At 67.5% G+C, this 16,202-nt stretch carries 21 protein-coding genes and 1 tRNA gene; 5 read left to right on the top strand and 17 right to left on the bottom strand.

Annotated elements, in window-relative coordinates; genetic code table 11:
* Positions 1-24 precede the first annotated feature (24 nt).
* From AB0M14_RS12580 to AB0M14_RS12570, 3 genes are all read right to left on the bottom strand, one after another.
* Positions 25-909 (bottom strand): pyridoxamine 5'-phosphate oxidase family protein, encoded by an 885-nt coding sequence (locus tag AB0M14_RS12580; RefSeq protein WP_364992995.1) that lies wholly within the window; start codon positions 907-909, stop codon positions 25-27.
* Between the two features lie 72 nt (positions 910-981).
* The gene (locus AB0M14_RS12575) at positions 982-1,260 is read right to left on the bottom strand and encodes a hypothetical protein (protein WP_364992992.1); all 279 of its coding nucleotides are present in this window, start codon (positions 1,258-1,260) and stop codon (positions 982-984) included.
* A 44-nt stretch (positions 1,261-1,304) separates the two neighbouring features.
* A complete protein-coding gene (locus tag AB0M14_RS12570) occupies positions 1,305-1,757 on the bottom strand; it encodes a VOC family protein (protein WP_364992990.1) in 453 nt (150 codons plus the stop codon).
* Positions 1,758-1,910: 153 nt separating this feature from the next.
* Here AB0M14_RS12570 and AB0M14_RS12565 point away from each other — a divergent pair, with 153 nt between their 5' ends.
* On the top strand, positions 1,911-2,417 hold the full coding sequence (locus AB0M14_RS12565) for a CGNR zinc finger domain-containing protein (protein WP_364992988.1): 507 nt from the start codon (positions 1,911-1,913) through the stop codon (positions 2,415-2,417).
* On the opposite strand, the gene AB0M14_RS12560 is transcribed toward AB0M14_RS12565, so the two are convergent.
* From AB0M14_RS12560 to AB0M14_RS12530, 7 genes are all read right to left on the bottom strand, one after another.
* The gene (locus AB0M14_RS12560; RefSeq protein WP_364992985.1) at positions 2,418-3,704 is read right to left on the bottom strand and encodes a phosphotransferase; all 1,287 of its coding nucleotides are present in this window, start codon (positions 3,702-3,704) and stop codon (positions 2,418-2,420) included.
* The gene (locus AB0M14_RS12555; protein ID WP_356981480.1) at positions 3,701-3,892 is read right to left on the bottom strand and encodes a DUF3046 domain-containing protein; all 192 of its coding nucleotides are present in this window, start codon (positions 3,890-3,892) and stop codon (positions 3,701-3,703) included. The genes AB0M14_RS12560 and AB0M14_RS12555 overlap by 4 nt, the downstream gene beginning before the upstream one ends.
* A 246-nt stretch (positions 3,893-4,138) precedes the next feature.
* Positions 4,139-5,302: a nucleotide disphospho-sugar-binding domain-containing protein gene (locus tag AB0M14_RS12550; RefSeq protein ID WP_364992982.1), complete on the bottom strand. Its 1,164-nt coding sequence runs from the start codon at positions 5,300-5,302 to the stop codon at positions 4,139-4,141.
* Between the two features lie 46 nt (positions 5,303-5,348).
* Positions 5,349-6,059, bottom strand: a complete 711-nt coding sequence (locus AB0M14_RS12545) for a PIG-L deacetylase family protein (protein ID WP_364995698.1) — start codon at positions 6,057-6,059, stop codon at positions 5,349-5,351.
* 22 nt (positions 6,060-6,081) lie between these two features.
* On the bottom strand, positions 6,082-6,258 hold the full coding sequence (locus AB0M14_RS12540) for a hypothetical protein (RefSeq protein WP_364992979.1): 177 nt from the start codon (positions 6,256-6,258) through the stop codon (positions 6,082-6,084).
* 141 nt (positions 6,259-6,399) lie between these two features.
* Entirely contained in the window at positions 6,400-6,873 is a 474-nt protein-coding gene (locus AB0M14_RS12535) for an MmpS family transport accessory protein (protein ID WP_364992977.1), read from the bottom strand.
* Between the two features lie 98 nt (positions 6,874-6,971).
* Positions 6,972-7,418, bottom strand: a complete 447-nt coding sequence (locus tag AB0M14_RS12530) for a MarR family transcriptional regulator (RefSeq protein ID WP_364992975.1) — start codon at positions 7,416-7,418, stop codon at positions 6,972-6,974.
* 89 nt (positions 7,419-7,507) lie between these two features.
* Here AB0M14_RS12530 and AB0M14_RS12525 point away from each other — a divergent pair, with 89 nt between their 5' ends.
* Complete coding sequence (locus tag AB0M14_RS12525) at positions 7,508-8,371, top strand: hypothetical protein (protein ID WP_364992972.1); 864 nt, start codon at positions 7,508-7,510, stop codon at positions 8,369-8,371.
* Positions 8,372-8,381: 10 nt separating this feature from the next.
* On the opposite strand, the gene AB0M14_RS12520 is transcribed toward AB0M14_RS12525, so the two are convergent.
* The 5 genes from AB0M14_RS12520 to pgsA form a co-directional block, all read right to left on the bottom strand.
* Positions 8,382-9,287, bottom strand: a complete 906-nt coding sequence (locus AB0M14_RS12520; protein ID WP_364992969.1) for a hypothetical protein — start codon at positions 9,285-9,287, stop codon at positions 8,382-8,384.
* Positions 9,288-9,341: 54 nt separating this feature from the next.
* Positions 9,342-10,160 carry a phage shock protein PspA gene (gene pspA / locus AB0M14_RS12515; protein ID WP_364992967.1) on the bottom strand — a complete coding sequence of 273 codons (819 nt, stop codon included), beginning with the start codon at positions 10,158-10,160 and terminating at the stop codon, positions 9,342-9,344.
* 203 nt (positions 10,161-10,363) lie between these two features.
* Positions 10,364-10,822 carry a helix-turn-helix transcriptional regulator gene (locus tag AB0M14_RS12510; RefSeq protein WP_364992964.1) on the bottom strand — a complete coding sequence of 153 codons (459 nt, stop codon included), beginning with the start codon at positions 10,820-10,822 and terminating at the stop codon, positions 10,364-10,366.
* A gap of 154 nt (positions 10,823-10,976) precedes the next feature.
* The gene (locus AB0M14_RS12505) at positions 10,977-11,480 is read right to left on the bottom strand and encodes a CinA family protein (protein WP_364992961.1); all 504 of its coding nucleotides are present in this window, start codon (positions 11,478-11,480) and stop codon (positions 10,977-10,979) included.
* Positions 11,477-12,085, bottom strand: a complete 609-nt coding sequence (gene pgsA / locus AB0M14_RS12500) for a CDP-diacylglycerol--glycerol-3-phosphate 3-phosphatidyltransferase (RefSeq protein WP_364995695.1) — start codon at positions 12,083-12,085, stop codon at positions 11,477-11,479. The genes AB0M14_RS12505 and pgsA overlap by 4 nt, the downstream gene beginning before the upstream one ends.
* 218 nt (positions 12,086-12,303) lie before the next feature.
* On the opposite strand from pgsA, the gene AB0M14_RS12495 reads away from it, so the two are divergent.
* Entirely contained in the window at positions 12,304-12,813 is a 510-nt protein-coding gene (locus AB0M14_RS12495; protein ID WP_364995693.1) for an amino-acid N-acetyltransferase, read from the top strand.
* A 16-nt stretch (positions 12,814-12,829) separates the two neighbouring features.
* Complete coding sequence (locus AB0M14_RS12490) at positions 12,830-13,117, top strand: YciI family protein (protein ID WP_364992957.1); 288 nt, start codon at positions 12,830-12,832, stop codon at positions 13,115-13,117.
* 49 nt (positions 13,118-13,166) lie between these two features.
* Here AB0M14_RS12490 and AB0M14_RS12485 read toward each other — a convergent pair whose 3' ends face one another.
* Positions 13,167-14,150: a TerC family protein gene (locus AB0M14_RS12485; RefSeq protein ID WP_364992954.1), complete on the bottom strand. Its 984-nt coding sequence runs from the start codon at positions 14,148-14,150 to the stop codon at positions 13,167-13,169.
* A 505-nt stretch (positions 14,151-14,655) separates the two neighbouring features.
* Here AB0M14_RS12485 and AB0M14_RS12480 point away from each other — a divergent pair.
* Positions 14,656-14,729, top strand: a tRNA-Leu gene (locus tag AB0M14_RS12480).
* Between the two features lie 84 nt (positions 14,730-14,813).
* Here AB0M14_RS12480 and AB0M14_RS12475 read toward each other — a convergent pair.
* A complete protein-coding gene (locus tag AB0M14_RS12475) occupies positions 14,814-16,106 on the bottom strand; it encodes a DUF1254 domain-containing protein (RefSeq protein WP_364992950.1) in 1,293 nt (430 codons plus the stop codon).
* Between the last annotated feature and the right edge of the window lie 96 nt (positions 16,107-16,202).

Below are 16,202 nucleotides of genomic sequence, written 5' to 3'. Positions count from 1 at the left end.
AGAGCAAGTCGCGAGCTGGTCGCGTTATTCCACCGCGGGATTGACCGGCGAGAATTCCGCCGGACCCCAGCGCAGCGGTCCCCGGGATTCGACGATCTCGGTCAGGGTGAAGTCGATCGAGCACTGCGATCCGGTCGCGAACGTGCCGGATTCCCAGTTCAATTCAGCGGTGCCGGTGAGTTGCAGCGCACCGCCGGTCGCCCAGTCCGGGATCAGCACGCCGCAGCGCGGATTGACAGCCAGATTGCCCAGCGTCATGAACATCGAGTTGCCCTGATAGTCGGGCCAGCGCAAGCGGGTCGGCGAAAGCACCTGCAGGAATCCAGGATTCCCGCCGCGATGCGAGGCGTCGGCGTTGCCGTCGGCATCGGCGGAGGCGACGAAAAAAGTATCGGCCGCGGCGATCGCCGCCTGCTGCGCCGCATCGAGTTCGGTCCCGCGCCGGGGCGGCGAATCCTGGGGCCGATAGGACTCGATCTGCCTGCGGGAGATGTACTTCGGGCAGTTCGAGTACACCTGATCGGCGGCGATCCGCAGCCCGCCGGCGACGGGTTCGGCGCGCCCGTTGAGCCGCATCCGCCTGCGGCGCCGCGGTTGCAGGGCGATCATGCCGATCCGGGCCGGTTCGTTCAAGGCCGCGCGTAGGGGATCCCCGGGCGCGAATCCGGCGGCTACCGTGACGGTTTCCGCATCGACGACCTGGACGAAACCCGGCGGTCCCACCGGCTGACTCGCCCACAGGCGGCCGGCGGCGTCCGCCGCGCCGAGCACCACCATCGGCTGTTCGGCGAGGAAATCCGCTGCCACCGCGGGAATCTCGGCCTGGATCATGCGGCCGACGCGCTGGGCGATGTGCGCCTGGCCCATGCGTTCTTGCACGGCGAGCTCGCCGGAATGGAAGGGAGCCATCCCCATTCTCCTGTCCTGCCTGCTGTTCGGACGGGTCCGGTCGAGCGGCCAGAAGAACGGGCGTTCGCCGTCCTACTCGCTGCTCCTCCGGTCCCGGACGCGTTCGTAATCGTCGGGCGGCTGGTTGTCACGCTGCCCGCGGTCCTTCTCCGCCACCCAGTCGGCGACGGCGGTGCCGGCGATCATCCCGTCGGTGCCGGGCAAGATCGTGTGCGGCCGGTCGTCCTGGTAGGTCTCGGCCAATTCCTCGGCCTGATCCCGGTGCTTGTCCTCGACTTCCGGCTCTGGAACCGCCTCCGCCGCGCCCCGTTCCCGCTGCTGTCGCTGGGTCTGTTGTTCGTCTGCGCTCATGAGGCAGATCTGCCCGCCTCAGCGCCCGGCAAACTCGAACGGGCTCAGAAGAACCCGCACGTCGGAGCGGCGCCGGTCGGGGCGGGCGCGGATTCGGCGCCGGTCGGGGCGTAGATCTCGAGCCGGATTCCGTCGGGGTCGGTGAAGAAGATGCCGCCGGAGGAGGCGCCTTCGCCATGCGCGACCACGCCCTCGTGGGCGAAGGTCACGTTCAGCTCGCGCAGCCCGGCTTCGAGGGCGCGGACCTGCTCGAGGGTGTCGACCTGAAACGAAAGGTGGTGCAGGCCAGGGGTTTCGGTGGAGAACGTGCCCGCGGACTGCTGCCACAGCGTGAGGACCAGCGCGCCGTCGACGCCGAGGAAGGCCCAGCGCTGGGTGTCGTCGGCGCTGACGCCGAGCTGCTCGAAACCCAGTGCGCGGCGATAGAACTCGACCGAGCGGTCCAGGTCGGAGACGTTGAGTCCGATGTGGCCGGTGACGAGCTGGGCGGTGGTCATGAACGAGCCTCCAGGGTGTTTAACCAGTGTCTATTGAATTACTGGTTAGAACTTAGCCCCGAGGCACCCTTGCGGTCAACCGGTAAACTTACTTTAAGTAGTTAGAACGCGGTGGCTGCCGCATCGACCCGAAAGAGACCGCTAATCTCAGGCATGCTCGATCCACGCCCCCACCTCGGTGAACCACTCGCGCTGGACCTGCTCAACACCCGGTGGATGGACAACGGACCGCAAGATCTCCTGACCGGCGTGACCGGTCTGGAGATCTGGCTGACCTCGGCCGGGATCAGCGCCCCGGCGGACGAGCGCACCCTGGAGGCGGTCCTCGCCGCCCGTTCCGCGCTCTACGACACCGTGCGGCACGCCGATCACACGGCGCTCAACGAGATCCTGGACCACGGGCGGATCCGCCGCGTGCTCACCGAATCCGGCCCCACGGGGGTGCCGGATGTCGCCGATCCCGCCTGGCTACCCGGCTGGCTCGCCGCCGACAACCTGCTACAACTGCTCGAACGCAACCCTGATCGAATCCGGCAGTGCGCACATCCGCAGTGCGTGCTCTTCTTCTACGACACGTCCAAGAACGGGACGCGACGCTGGCATTCGATGGCGACCTGCGGCAACCGCACCAAAGCGGCGCGGCACTACGCGAAGCAGTAGCTAGAACAATTCGTCGAGCAACCGGTAGTAGTCCAGGCGGCGCTGGTCGGGTTCGGGTACTCCGTAGGCAGCGAAGAACGCTGTAACCTCGTCCGCGCTGTGGTGGCCGCTCAGATCACGCGCGGCGAGCGCCAGATCCCGGTAGCGATCGGCGACACCGAGCGCGCCGACGTCGATCAAGATCTCGCCCTCCAGCACATTGGCGGAGGTGAAATCGCCGTGTGCGACAACGAGATCCGTCTCCTCAGGGCGTTCCTCGTGCAGTCGCGCCAGCACCTGCTCCGGCGTCTGCTCCTGGTTGTCGTCGTCGAAGTCCTCGGCGTCGACCAGGCCTTCGAGCACCATTCTGCGCGCGTGCGCCAAGGCAATCTCGAGCCGCCCATCGAAGGGACACTCCTCGATCGGGATGCTGTGCAGACGGCGCAGCAGAGTGCCCATGATCGCGCCGACCGACGGACCTCCGGCGCCAGCAACTACCGCCGTGGCCGCCTCGCCTTCATCGTCATAATCGTGGCCGCGCGCGGCGAGACTCGGCACACCCGCGTCGGCGAGTACCAGCACATCGGCGTCGAAGGCGGCGATATCAGGTAGGCGAATTCCCAGGCCCTGCAACCACTTCAGCCGATCGTGCTCGGCGGCGGCGCGCGGTCCGCGCTTCATCCAATAGCTGCCGTTGACGAAAGCGACGCCCCCGCTCTGCCCTTCGTGCTCGTCGGAGAACGTGGGCGTCTCCCCCACCAGCGCCACGATCGCGGGCGGCAGCGGAATCGGCAACTGCTCCAAGGTTTCCAGCGCGACCCGCGTCGACTCGATGAGCTCGGCGTCGCCCTCGGCGATGCGCAGATGCTGAGCCTCGACGAGCAAGGTCCGCGCCTCGCCCAATCGGCCCTGTTCGGCCAGCGCCTTACCCAGATGCTGCACCGCGAACGACAGCAACTCCGAGGCCGGCGCGCACGCCCGGGCCGCGTCCACCGCCCGGCTGTACAGCTCTTCGGCGGTGGCCACATCGCCTTGGTACCGGTAGACGTCGCCGAGATTGATCCACACCGAAATCCGGCGCTGCTCCCCCGACCGCAATCCGTCGGCCGATCCGGCGTCGGCCAGCTCCAGCGCCCGATCCAGATGGTCGAGGGCCTCCTCGAATCGCCCGAGCAGCATCAGCTCGATACCGGTCTGCCGGAATCCGGCGAAATCCCCGGGCTCGGCCGCGGCGACGCGCGCCGCCAGCCCTTCCGGATCGACCGGAATCATCCGCTGCCGCTCATCGAACCGATACGCCACCGTCACCAGCGCACCTTCGGCACATCGAACTCGGCACACAACGCCCGCCACACCTCGCGCGGATCGACACCCGCCTCGATGGCGGCAGCGCCGGTCCGCCCCAGCCCGGGAATCACATGATCACGCAGCAGCACGTCACCACGCGCCGTCCCGAACTCGGTATGCAACAGCTCCTGGAACTCAGTCAACCGCACCGTGTTCAAGATACTCGCGCTCCCGCCCGCGTCTCGTCCCCACCCGGGCAACCTGATCACCCACACCCCCCGACGACCTCCTGGCGACCAGGCTGCCCACCGTCTACGACCGCTCCCTCGGCGCCCTGCTCGACCGCCTTGCCCGCGACAATCCGCAGTGGAGAGCACCCGTCGACGGCGAAGCACTCGCGATCGTCGGCGGCTCGGGACGCCTATCCCGAGCAGGTGACGGTGCCCGCGCAGGGCCTATTGGGTTGAGACGTTGTCCAGGACCTGGTGGCAGAGCTTGATGGGATCGGCGACGTCGGCTTGGGTCATCGAGGCGGCCTCGGCGGCGGCGGCGTATCGCGGGTGATCGAGCATCGCGTGCACGGCCGCCCGGATCGTTTCCGGGGTGAGGGGGCGGATGATGATCGAACTGCCTTGGCGGGCAGCGCGGTTGGCGAGTTCCCATTGGTCGCCGCCGCCGGGGACGGTGACGACGGGGACGCCCGCCAGCAGGGATTTCGCGAGCAAGCCGTGGCCGCCGCCACCGATGCAGACGGCGGCGTGCGAGAGCAGTTCGTCTTGGCGGCCCAGACCGGCGCTCGCCCAGGAGGGCAGGTCCGCGGGCGGGGTGTCGAGCATCGAAATGGCTACGCGGACACCGGCTCCGGTCAACGCTTCCAGAACTACATCGACCATGCCCGCGACACCGGTATGGGCAGTGGACGGGGCGACCATCACCAAGGGGTCGTCGCCCGGGGGCGGGGTCAGGATTTCCTTCGTGGGTTCCCAGAGCAGCGGCCCGATGACGTGGGCGTTGTCCGGCCAGTCCGGCCGGGGCACCTCCAGCGCGGGCAAGGTGGCGAGCAACCGCAGCGCGGGGCCCGGGTCGGTGGCGGGCAAACCGACGGTCGCCCTGGCCTGTTCGCGCTGCCGCAGGCCGTTGCGGACGTCCCGGGCGGTGAGGGTGCGCAGGATGTTGTCCCGCAGCTTGCCGCGCACGCCTTCGCCGACCGCGAGACCACTGCCGATGGGCGGCAACGCTTTCGACGGCAGGTAGAGCGGGTGCGGGGAGAGTTCCACCCACGGCACACCGAGCCGTTCCGCCGCCATGCCGCCACCCGCGGTGAGCACGTCCGACACCACCAGCTCCGGCAGCATCGCACCCAGATCGGGCATGATCTCCGTCGAAATGTGCGCGGCGCGTTCATGAATCCGCCGTCCGGCATCGCCGTCGTTCTCCCCGGTGCGCGGCGCGAGACCCTTGAGCTTGCGCACCGGGATCCCGGCGTCCTTCGCGGCCTCGAACCAGCGCGGGCCGGTGAACAGCACCGGCTCGTCACCGGCGGCCAGGAACCGTTCACACAGCGCCAACGCCGGAAACGCATGTCCGGGATCGGGCCCGGCGACAACGGCTACACGCATGGGCTCAGCCTGCCACACGCTCCCAGCCGCCGAACGAGGCCGTAGGTCAGCTCGCGAAGTAGTACAGCTCGAAGCCGACGGCGTGCTCGGCGGGGAAGCCTTCCAACGGGCCGGTAGCCCGGTCGACGATGAACCGCACCTGGTCGTCGAGGGGTTCGTCGCTCAAGATCTCCAGGTAGCGACGATGTTCGGCGAGGGAGGCGAAGGCCTGGTCCAGGTGCGCGCTCACATCGACCGCGTGCGTGGTCTTCGGACCGGCGACCGCGGCCCAGCGCGCCGACCACGGGGCCTGCTCCGCCAGTTCGGGGAAGATCCACTCGTTGCCCGCGTCGGAGATGGCGTCGAGGGCGGCGCGACCGACCGCGCGGTGGTCGGCACTGTTCGCGTAGCCCGGCGCCCAGGTGTCGCCGAAGTTGAACAGCACCACCATCTCCGGCTGATGCCGGCGGATCGCCGCGGCCAGGTCGCGGCGCAACTCCAGGCTCTCGACGACGCGGCCGTCCGGGTGGCCGAGGAACTCGACCACGTGCACCCCGACCGCCTTGGCGGCGGCGATCTCCTCGGCTTCCCGCAGCGGGCCCGCTTCGGCGGGCGGCACCCCGGCCATGCCCGCCTCGCCGCTGGTGACCAGGACATAGCGAATGTCCTTGCCCTGCGCGGTCCAGCGCGCCACCGCGGCGGCGGCCCCGTATTCGATGTCGTCGGGATGCGCGACGATCACGATGCCGCGCTGCCAGTCCTCCGGAATCTGCTCCACGAGGAACCATTCAAGCACTCGCTCAGATTTTGTCGATGGTGGTCTTCTCCTCCGACCCGGTGACCGCCTTGTACAGCAGGTACAGGCCGAACACGATGGCGCTGATCATCAGGATCGGGAACAGACCCTTGATGAGCGCACCGACAACCATGAACGCGATCCAGACGAGCGCGACCACACCGATGATCTTCCACAGCATTACTGCCTCCGAATGTCTCCAGGACCGTCATCCAACGATCCGCACCTTCGACTCTGACAGCTTCCAGCCAGGAAATCACCAGGTCAGCGGCGATATCGGTGAAAGATCCGGGAAGACCCTGACCCGGGTACCCCGGCGGTACTAGGGGACGGGGGCGGTGCAGTTCACCACCGCGTACAACCCGCTGGCGGTCTGCTCGGCGACGGTGCGCCCGTTGACGGTGATCCGGCAGGTGATGTCGCCGATACCGTTGCGCTGGGCATTCAGCGCCAGCGCCAGGGTGGGGCTGGTAACCCGCTTCTTCCACGGCAGCGGCGTGGACACCTCGGTCCGCAACAGATTGTCACCGCCGACGTAGGCGACGCTGTGCGCGGTCCCGGTGGACGCGGTGACCTCGTAGCCGACGGTCCCCAGCGCCGGCAGCGGTTCCTGATCCACCAGCGCGATCGGCCCGGAGCCGGTCTCGGCGACCACCACGACCGCCAGCGCCACCAACCCGAATGTCGCCGTCAGCAGGCCCGCCACGATCATCCCGGCGCGCGCGGTCCCGCGCTGCCGCGCCGGGGGCGTTTCCGCGGGCAACTGCCCCGGCCACCGCTGATTCGAACCAACCACGACCGAACGATAGGCGCGCCGCCCGCCCGAGCCCGCCTACTCGGCGAAACCTTGGAGCTTCGACGATCCCGCACCCGTCGGGGTATGCGAGTTCACAATCAGGACAGCTCGTCGTCGAATCCCCGCTCGATCCGGGCGAGGAAATCCGCGATGAGAGTCAGCTCCGGTTCGCTGTAGTCCGCGAGCGCGCCGCGCCAGCGGCCCAGCAGCGGGTGGTAGATCGGCGCGATGTCCGCCGTGGCGCGCTCGAGCCGCAGGTGCACCAGGACGCGACGGCGATCGGTCTCGTCCCGGACCCGGGTGACGAACCCGGCCTTCTCCAGCCGATCGATCATTCCGGTCATCGATGCCGTGGTGAGCCCGGTCAACGCCGCCAGCTCCCCGGCTGGGCGCGGGCCCTGCTGCAACAGCTGAAGGCACTGCATATCGCTGGCGTTAACACCCAGTTCGGCTGCCGCGACCTGATTCATCCGGAGCGCTCGTTCCGCGGTCCGCCCGAATCCGGCAAGCACCGCGTCGACCAATTCGCCTTTGCGCGTTGACACTCCAGATTCCTCTCGGCATCCTAATAACTAGGTTTCCTAGCAATTAGGTTACCTAGTATCTAGCTTTTCTCAGTGAAGGATAACCCGCCATGCACTTACGACGACTGGCGACCGCCCTCGTGGCGACCACAACCCTGACCACACTGCTCGCTTGCACGCCGCAGGCGACCGCACAACCCGACCCCGGGCCGTATCTGGGCCGCTGGAACTACGACCTGCCCGACCGGGCCGCGATGACCAACATCGCGACGCTGAACACCGCCGGCGGCGCACTGGGGCCGCAGATCGGCGACATCGTCTTCACCTCGCCGGAACCCGGCCGTGTCACCGGTCGTACCGATGTCGGGTGCACCTGGCAGTTCCGCGTCACCTCGGACGCACTGGTCCTGGACCCGCCGAATCAGTTGTGCCACAACCCGACATCGAATTACTCCTACACGACCACCGCGTGGACGGTCCGGGTCGCCGAGGGGCGCGAAACCGAATCGATTACCGCGATCAGCCATCATGCCGACGCGGACTACGAATTCGTCCTCGACCGCGGGGCCCGCAGCCGGGTCGAGGAATACGATCCCGGCAGCTCAGCGCTCTTCACGGGTACCTGGGATTACGGCGCGCCGGATCCGTCCTACGGCGGGGCCAACACCAGACTCACCTTCGGCGCCGACGGAAAGCCCGCGGTACGGCCGGAATCCGGATCTATCGTGCTGTCCAGGGATTTCGGCAACCGGGTCACCGCACGCACCGCGGACGGGTGCCACTGGACATTGGTGACGCGAGGCAATACCGCCAAACTCGATCCACCGGTGCAGACCTGCACAGTCCGGGACCAGGCGGTCACCCTCCGATATTTCACCATCGCCGCCGCGGGCGGCGATCAAGTCGCCCAGAGCATCGGCACGGACGCCGACGGCGCGCGGTTCACCGTGACCGGACTGCTGACCAAGCGGTAGCGGTGATCAATCAGCGGAGCTGCTGGTCGGTCGGCGCCTGAATATTCAGAGTCGGCGTGCCGAATTGCAGGGTGGTAGCCCCCAACGGCTGGTCGGCGACCTCGGTGAGGGCCTGCGCCCAGCCGTCCAGCCGGTCGGCGGCATGCCGCAGATCGGCCACGATGGTGTCGAATTGGTGTGCCACGACCAGGGTTTCGGGGACCGCGAGCACGCCGCCGGCGGCGGCCACCACCTGCTCGTATTCCGCGACGCCGGCTTCCAGGCGCGACACCGCGAACTGCACGTTGCCGCGCAAGGCTTTCGCGGCCTCGGAGCCGACGGCGACCAGGGCGCGTTCCATCTGCACGATGTCGACGGCCAGCGCGTGCAGCGCTTCCGCGCCCGAGGCGGCCGTGTCGACCATCTCGGCGAATTCGTCCTGTGGCAGGCGGCTGGAACGGCCGATCGCGGCCGTCAGCCCGTGCATCGCCCGTTCCGCCTGGACCAGCCGTGCGATCGCGGGGCGAGCGACCGAACCCAGCGGCGGCTGCTTGCGCGGCACGTACGCGGCCATCGGCAGCGGCGCGCCACGCAGCCGCAGGTAACGACGGGTGGTGTAGGCGGCGCCGGTGACCAGCGCCACCGCGACCCCGCCGAGGAACACCACGGCGGCGGCGGGCGCCGAGATGACCACCAGGCCGATGGCGCCCGCGGTGGTCAGCCCGGAGGCCGTGCCGAGCTGGTAACTGGCCCTGCGCGCACGACGGCGTTTACGCAGTTCCCGTTCCCGCGGATCGGCCCACTTACGGACCGCGGTCAGCGCGCTCTCGCCGGCCTCGCGCAGGGATTCGGGCAGATTCGACGGCGGCGCACCGAATCCCGGCGCTACGGCGGGCAGCCGCTGACCGGACTGCGGGTGAGTTCGCTTGCGGCTCATAGTGTCCCCGGCACAACCTTCATCGAAGAATTCCCTAGCGCGTCGAACCGATGCCTACGCCTGGCCTTTCTCGTACCGTACCTCGGTCTGCGCCGGCTGCGGTTGAGCCGGGTTGATCGCCTGCTGCTGGCCGCCGGCCGGCAGCGACTCCCCGCGCATGGAGGCGCGGATCTGCTCGAGCTTGTTGTGGCCGGCCATCTGGATGCTGGCCTGCTGCACCTCGAGCATGCGGCCCTGCACCGAGTTCTGCGCGAGCTCGGCCGAACCCAGCGCATTGGCGTAGCGGCGCTCGATCTTGTCCCGGACCGCGTCCAGGCTTGGGGTGTTGCCGGGCGCGGACAGGGTGGAGTCCATCTGCTGCAGCGAGGCGCTGACCTGCTCCTGCATCTTGGCCTGCTCGAGCTGGCTGAGCAGCTTGGTGCGCTCGGCGACCTTCTGCTGCAGCATCATCGCGTTCTGCTCGACGGCCTTCTTGGCCTGCGCGGCGGCCTGCAGCGACTGGTCGTGCAGCACCTTCAGGTCTTCCACCGACTGCTCGGCGGTGACCAGCTGCGCGGCGAAAGCCTCGGCGGCGTTGGTGTATTGGATCGCCTTCTCGGTGTCGCCCGCGCCGGACGCCTGGTCGGCGAGCATGACCGCCTGCCGGGCGTTGGCGTTGAGCTTCTCCACCTCGTCCAGTTGCCGGTTCAGCTTCATCTCCAGCTGACGCTGGTTGCCGATGACCGACGCGGCCTGCTGCGACAGGGCCTGATGCTGGCGCTGGGCTTCCTCGATTGCCTGCTGGATCTGAACCTTCGGATCCGCGTGCTCCTCGATCTTCGAATCGAAGAGGGCCATCAGGTATTTCCAGGCCTTTGCGAACGGATTAGCCATCGATTGATCCCGCCTCCATGTGCTCCTACCGCTGCCCGCGGTAGTCGGTGCGCGACCGTCACGCACCCGTCTGTGCCTATCCTCCACCATGCGGCGCTCGGACCGGGCGAACCCGGCCCGAGCGAACCACCGATCTAGAGAAAATCTATCCGTTCCGGACCCCGGCCCGCATCGCGGCGCCGTTGTCCACCAGAACTTCTCAGTTAGTTGCTCTTCACCAGGATCAGCATGTCCGACTTGGGGGCCGGAATAACGATGCGAGTGTCCTCGGCGATGCGCGAAGTACGCGCACCGGCCGCGGACATGGTGGCGGTCGCGGCGGTCGGCTCGGCGGCGGTGTCGCCGGCCGGGGCGGCCGCGGGTTCGACCGCCGCGGCGGCCGACTCTTCGCTCGCGGGCACGGCCTCGGCCGGGACGGGGATGCCGTCCGCGCCCGCCATGATCGTGCTCACATCCCACAGCACCCGCGACAACGGCACGTCCAGCGCCGCGCAGATGGCGGCGAGCAGCTCACTGGAGGCCTCTTTGCGGCCTCTCTCGACCTCGGACAGGTACCCCAAGCTCACCCGGGCTGAAGTGGACACTTCGCGCAAGGTCCGGTGCTGGGCGAGGCGTGCACGCCGCAGACTGTCCCCGATCGCCTCTCGAAGCAGCGTCATCACGTTCTCCTTCGCTCCCAGTATGCGCGGACCGGGCACTCGCCCCGTCCACACTCCAACGGACCCGCACGGCAACTCCGGCGCCGACGCGCACCCGTTCTTTCTGGCACAACGTCGGATGCCGCCCGGTGAGTTCCCGCCCTCGTGATCTCACCGGCTACCCGGTCAGGCCACTTCGGACGCACCGGAGCAATTCCCGCACCGCGATGTGGGTCGCGGCGATTCTGATAGTCCACCGGTCGCCGGGGAGTTGCAACCGGATCACCTCGGTGTGCCACGGGCTGGACACGCCGAGGAACACCGTGCCGACCGGGTGCCCGTCCTGCGAATCGGGCCCGGCGACGCCGGTGAGGCCACAGCCCCAGGTGGCATCGCACCTGGTCCGGGCGCCGACGGCGAGTTGCTCGGCGGTACTCGCCGCGACCGGGCCGTCGGTCCGCAGCGTGTCCGCGCTGACTCCGGCCAGCGAATGCTTCAGATCCGTCGCGTAGACCACCAAGCCGCCGCGCAGCACCGCGCTGGCGCCGGGAATGCCGGCAATGGTGGCGGAAAGCAATCCGGCGGTGAGAGATTCGGCGGTGGCGACGGTCTGCCCGTGGGTAACCAGCGCGCGCACCAGGTCGGCGGCCTGACTACCGGAGGACAGCGGATCCGAGCTCATCGGGTGCTGTGCGCTCCCGCGAACCAGAGCCGGGCCGCCTGGCCCACATAATCGAGGCCGGTGAGCACGGTCAGCGCGACCGCGAGGTACATCAGCGCCATGCCGACGGTGACGAAACCACCGGTCAGCGGCAACAGCAGCACCGCGATGGCCACCGACTGGACCAGCGTCTTCAGCTTGCCGCCGCGCCCGGCGGGGATGACGCCCCGGCGCACGACCACCAACCGCAGCAAAGTGACGCCGATTTCCCGGCCGCAGATGACCAGGGTGATCCACCACGCCAGATCGCCCAGTGCCGAGAGCCCGATCAAGGCCGAACCGATCAGCGCCTTGTCCGCGATGGGGTCGGCCAGCTTGCCGAAATCGGTGACCAATCCGTATTTGCGAGCCAATTGCCCGTCGAAGCGATCGGTAATAGCGGCGATGCCGAACAGCGCGGCCGCGGCGATCCGCCAGCCCGGGTGGTGGCCGTCGCCGGCGAACAGGGCGAGCACGAAGACCGGGACGATCGCGATCCGGAACATGGTCAGCACGTTCGCGATGTTCATCAGCGGCACGTTGGGCTCGGCGTGCACCGGCACGAACCCGGAGCGGACCGGCTCCACCCACGGCTGCTCGATTTCTTCCGGCTGCACGCTCACGCCTCCGCCTCTACCGAAGACGCGCGCACCCCGACCCACACGCGGGCAGCGCGAGGCGATCGGAGCGAGGGGATGTGCGGCACAGGGTCAGCCTATCGGTAACCGACCCGACTACTGTGCACCCCATGACCTCTCGGGGACCACAGGGTGGTTCGACCAGCGACGCCTATCCGGGCGCATCGATGGATGCGCAGTCCGCCACGCCGGTGGTGCGACGCGCGCGAACCTCCGATGTCCCCGAGATCAAGAACCTCGTCGATGTGTACGCGGGCAAGATCCTGCTGGAAAAGAACCTGGTCACGCTGTACGAGGCGGTGCAGGAGTTCTGGGTCGCCGAGGTCGGCGGCCGGGTCGTCGGGTGCGGCGCGCTGCATGTGCTGTGGGCCGATCTCGGCGAGGTCCGCACGGTCGCGGTGCACCCCGACGTCAAGGGGCAGGGGGTCGGGAAACTGATCGTCGATCGGCTCGTCGCCGTGGCCCGGCAGCTGGAGCTGCGCCGGTTGTTCGTGCTCACCTTCGAGGTGGATTTTTTCACCCGGCACGGATTCGCCGAGATCGAGGGCACACCGGTGACCGCCGAGGTGTTCGCGGAGATGTGCCGGTCCTACGACACCGGTGTCGCCGAGTTCCTGGACCTCAGCTATGTGAAACCGAACACGCTCGGCAACACTCGCATGTTGCTCACCCTTTGAGAGAAAGAGATACCCAGTGCCGACTTTCGCCGTCCAGTACACCTACGCCGAGGCCACCGTCGCCGGTCGCGACGCCTTCCGGCCCGAGCATCGGGCGTGGCTCGCGGATCAGGCCGAGGCCGGCCCGATGCTGTGCAGCGGCCCCTACGGTGACGGGTCCGGCGCGCTGCTGCTGTGGCGGGCCGAGAGCGAGGCCGCGCTGAAGGAGCTGCTGGCGGCGGACCCGTTCGCGCGGGAGAACCTGGTCGAGGAGGTTCGCGTGGTCGAGTGGACTCCGACCATCGGCGAGCGTTTCGGCGCCTGAGACGCGAAAACCCGCGCACCCTCGAGGTGCGCGGGTTTTTCGTGCGGATCTAGTCCTGCTTCACGGCGCCGCGAGTCTTGGCCAGGCTGGCCACGGTCGCGATGACCAGGATGCCGAGGATCACACCGAGCGAGACCGGGGTGGAGATCTCCGGGACGCTGACGTGCTCGCCGCCGTTGATGAACGGCAGCGTGTTCTCGTGCAGCGCGTGCAGCACCAGCTTCACGCCGATGAACGCGAGGATCGCGGCCAGGCCGTAGGACAAGTAGACCAGGCGATCCAGTAGTCCGCCGATGAGGAAGAACAGCTGGCGCAGACCCATCAGAGCAAACGCGTTGGCGGTGAACACCAGGTACGGCTGCTCGGTGAGGCCGTAGATCGCGGGGATGGAGTCCAGCGCGAACAGCAGGTCGGCGAAACCGATGGCCAGTAGCGCCAGCAGCAGCGGGGTCAGGGTGCGGCGGCCGTCGATGCGGGTGATCAGCTTGTCGCCGTGGTATTCGTCGGTGGTCGGCAGGAACCGCTTGGTGAGGGCGACGATCCGGCTGTCGCGTTTCTCCTCGACCTCCGCCTCGTGGCCGCTCTCCTTGAGCAGCTTGGCGGCGGTGTAGACGAGGAACGCGCCGAACAGATAGAACACCCAGCTGAAGGCGCTGATCGCGGCGGCGCCGACCCCGATGAAGATGCCGCGCATCACCAGCGCCAGCACGATGCCGATCAGCAGCACCTTCTGCTGGTAGATCCGGGGCACCGCGAAGGTGGACATGATGATGAGGAAGATGAACAGGTTGTCCACCGAGAGCGCTTTCTCGGTGACGAAGCCCGCGTAGTACTCCCCGGCGTAGGTTCCGCCCCATTGCCAGGCGACGAACCCGCCGAACAGCAGCGCGATCCCGATGTACACCGCGGACCAGAATCCGGATTCGCGGAAAGTCGGCTCGTGCGGGGTGCGGACGTGGGCGAAGAAGTCGAAAATGAAGAGACCGAGGATCACCAGCACGGTGATTACCCAGGTCAAGGTGGTCACATGCATGCGTCAGCCCGATCGGCTTGGAATCTCATGGCGTCCATATTGCCCGATTTGTCCATTTCTGTCCGCTAGCCGGATATTTGCTCCCCATGATTCCACATCGGCGCAGGTGGGCAGGTATACCCGGTCCCCCGCCAGCAAACCTCGCCAGCAAACCTGAGCGGACATCTGAGACGGCGCGCCGGAAAATGTGTTCCACGTACCGATTTGGGGTGTTAGCGTCATAGCAGGCAAACTTCGACCAACCAGGAAGGGCGACACCATGATCCGGCACACCATGCAGCAGCGGCAGCCGTCGTTCGATGGCGCCTGGCATGGGTTCGCCCGTCTATCGGCCAGCTACCAGGCTCGCCTCGCGCGTACCCGGAGCCGCCCCTGAGGTCGCAGCACCAGCAGACGACCCAGTGGGGTCACTCCGGCGGCTACGCCCAGGAGTGACCCTTTTTTCGTCTCCGAACAGTTCGTTTTCCTACGGATGTAGCTCAGCGGGAAGAGCGGCAATCCGTGCTCCCTCGTAGCCCAATTGGCAGAGGCGCCGGCATTAGGAGCCGGTTGTTGCGAGTTCGAATCTCGTCGAGGGAACAAATAGACCCCTGACCACGGGTGCCGAGGTTCCATCGATGCTCGCTGCGCAATCAGGTGAAGATGCTCAGCGGAGCGGTGGTGTCAGCTGGTCTTCTTGATGGGGGGCAGGTATTTGCCGAGGGCCGCGGGGTCCTTCGCGTCACCCGTGGGGAGGTAGATGCGGTAGTTCAGGCGGAACAGTCCGCTGGCGGCCGAGGGCAGCCAGTTGCTCTCGTGCCCTGCCGGTGGCTCGTTCTGGATGTAGATGTCCAGCGATCCGTCGGGATTCTTGGTCAGGCCCGGTGTCCGGTCACCGATGGAGTACCGGTCGATCGGGTTTTTCACCAGCTGGAAATCGGCGCCGTACATGGTGATCGACCAGAATCCGAGCGGCAGGGTGGGCGGGAGCTGGTCGGCGTCGAAATGCAGGACGTACCTTTGTGATCCGTCGAGCAGGTTCGCGTCGCCGTCTTCGTAGGAGCTGAAGTACTCGGCCTCGTCGCGGTCGTGCACGAACAATCCTTCGAGCGACCCGGCGGCTCGGTCGAAGTAGTTGACTCCGTAGTTGCCCGGCTCGAGATTGTTCCAGCGCGTTGGGTACGGGGTGCCGCGGTACTTCACCTTCCAGGACATGACATCCGGACCATCGACCGCGGCGCGCGCCAAACCTGTTCGCATCGGTTCGCTGAGCGCGTCGACGTCCATCGGCTTACCCAGGGTGATCCCACCCCGGCGCAGCAGTTCGATAGCCGCTTCGTTGCCCGGCGCCGGTGGATTCTCGGCCGCCAGATCGGCAATCGTCTGGAAGAACGCCAGATCGCCGGTGTAGTTCGGGCGGGGCCCCAGATCCGGCACTGTGACCTGACCATGCTTGGCCGGATCACTCCAGTTGGACAGCGCGGTCGTGGTGAACTTCTCTTGCAGCGCATTGACTTCGGCGAGATCGGTGGCGCTGCCGGGGATCACGCCGATGCGGATCGCCACCATCACGCTATCGTTCGGCAGCCGATGCTCGATCACGCCCGGCGGCAGCTGACCATGCCAGTTCGGTCCCACGAACGCGTGGTCGCCGCCCTTGCCGCCGGTCGCCCGGGTGCCGAGGTAGAACACATTATTGGTGTAGGTGTCGGCGACCTCGACCGACCAGTACCGGTCGAGGATGTCCGGTGCGGTCAGGATCATCGGCTCGTCCTTCAGCTCGAACCCCACACCGCTGTACACGGTGTCGTTGTTCGGCGTGTACGGCATTTTCGTATCCGCCGTGGCCAGGGTCTTCATGTGGCCGATCTGGTTGAGCGGCGCGGCCGGGGCGTATGCCTTGGCCTTCTCCAGTGCGACCGGATCCATCCGGAGCTTGCGCTCGCGCTCCAAGATGGTCAGTGGCAGCCCGAACACGTAGTTCTGGAGACCGACCGAATACGCCCACTCCTCTTCAGCTTTCGCATCCGCCGCACGAGTGTCCGAACTTTGCGGCGACGCGTCACCACCCTG

This window comes from Nocardia sp. NPDC051832 (genome assembly GCF_040681285.1).
Lineage (GTDB): Bacteria > Actinomycetota > Actinomycetes > Mycobacteriales > Mycobacteriaceae > Nocardia.
The sequence above is the reverse complement of the archived record's forward strand: the minus strand, read 5'-3'. Positions and strand labels throughout refer to the sequence as shown.

Coding starts and splice junctions, on each gene's coding strand:
- AB0M14_RS12580 (WP_364992995.1), bottom strand. CDS start 909: ATGGCTCCCTTCCATTCCGGCGAGCTCGCCGTGCAAGAACGCATGGGC.
- AB0M14_RS12575 (WP_364992992.1), bottom strand. CDS start 1,260: ATGAGCGCAGACGAACAACAGACCCAGCGACAGCAGCGGGAACGGGGC.
- AB0M14_RS12570 (WP_364992990.1), bottom strand. CDS start 1,757: ATGACCACCGCCCAGCTCGTCACCGGCCACATCGGACTCAACGTCTCC.
- AB0M14_RS12565 (WP_364992988.1), top strand. CDS start 1,911: ATGCTCGATCCACGCCCCCACCTCGGTGAACCACTCGCGCTGGACCTG.
- AB0M14_RS12550 (WP_364992982.1), bottom strand. CDS start 5,302: ATGCGTGTAGCCGTTGTCGCCGGGCCCGATCCCGGACATGCGTTTCCG.
- AB0M14_RS12540 (WP_364992979.1), bottom strand. CDS start 6,258: ATGCTGTGGAAGATCATCGGTGTGGTCGCGCTCGTCTGGATCGCGTTC.
- AB0M14_RS12525 (WP_364992972.1), top strand. CDS start 7,508: ATGCACTTACGACGACTGGCGACCGCCCTCGTGGCGACCACAACCCTG.
- AB0M14_RS12520 (WP_364992969.1), bottom strand. CDS start 9,287: ATGAGCCGCAAGCGAACTCACCCGCAGTCCGGTCAGCGGCTGCCCGCC.
- pspA (WP_364992967.1), bottom strand. CDS start 10,160: ATGGCTAATCCGTTCGCAAAGGCCTGGAAATACCTGATGGCCCTCTTC.
- AB0M14_RS12505 (WP_364992961.1), bottom strand. CDS start 11,480: ATGAGCTCGGATCCGCTGTCCTCCGGTAGTCAGGCCGCCGACCTGGTG.
- AB0M14_RS12495 (WP_364995693.1), top strand. CDS start 12,304: ATGGATGCGCAGTCCGCCACGCCGGTGGTGCGACGCGCGCGAACCTCC.
- AB0M14_RS12485 (WP_364992954.1), bottom strand. CDS start 14,150: ATGCATGTGACCACCTTGACCTGGGTAATCACCGTGCTGGTGATCCTC.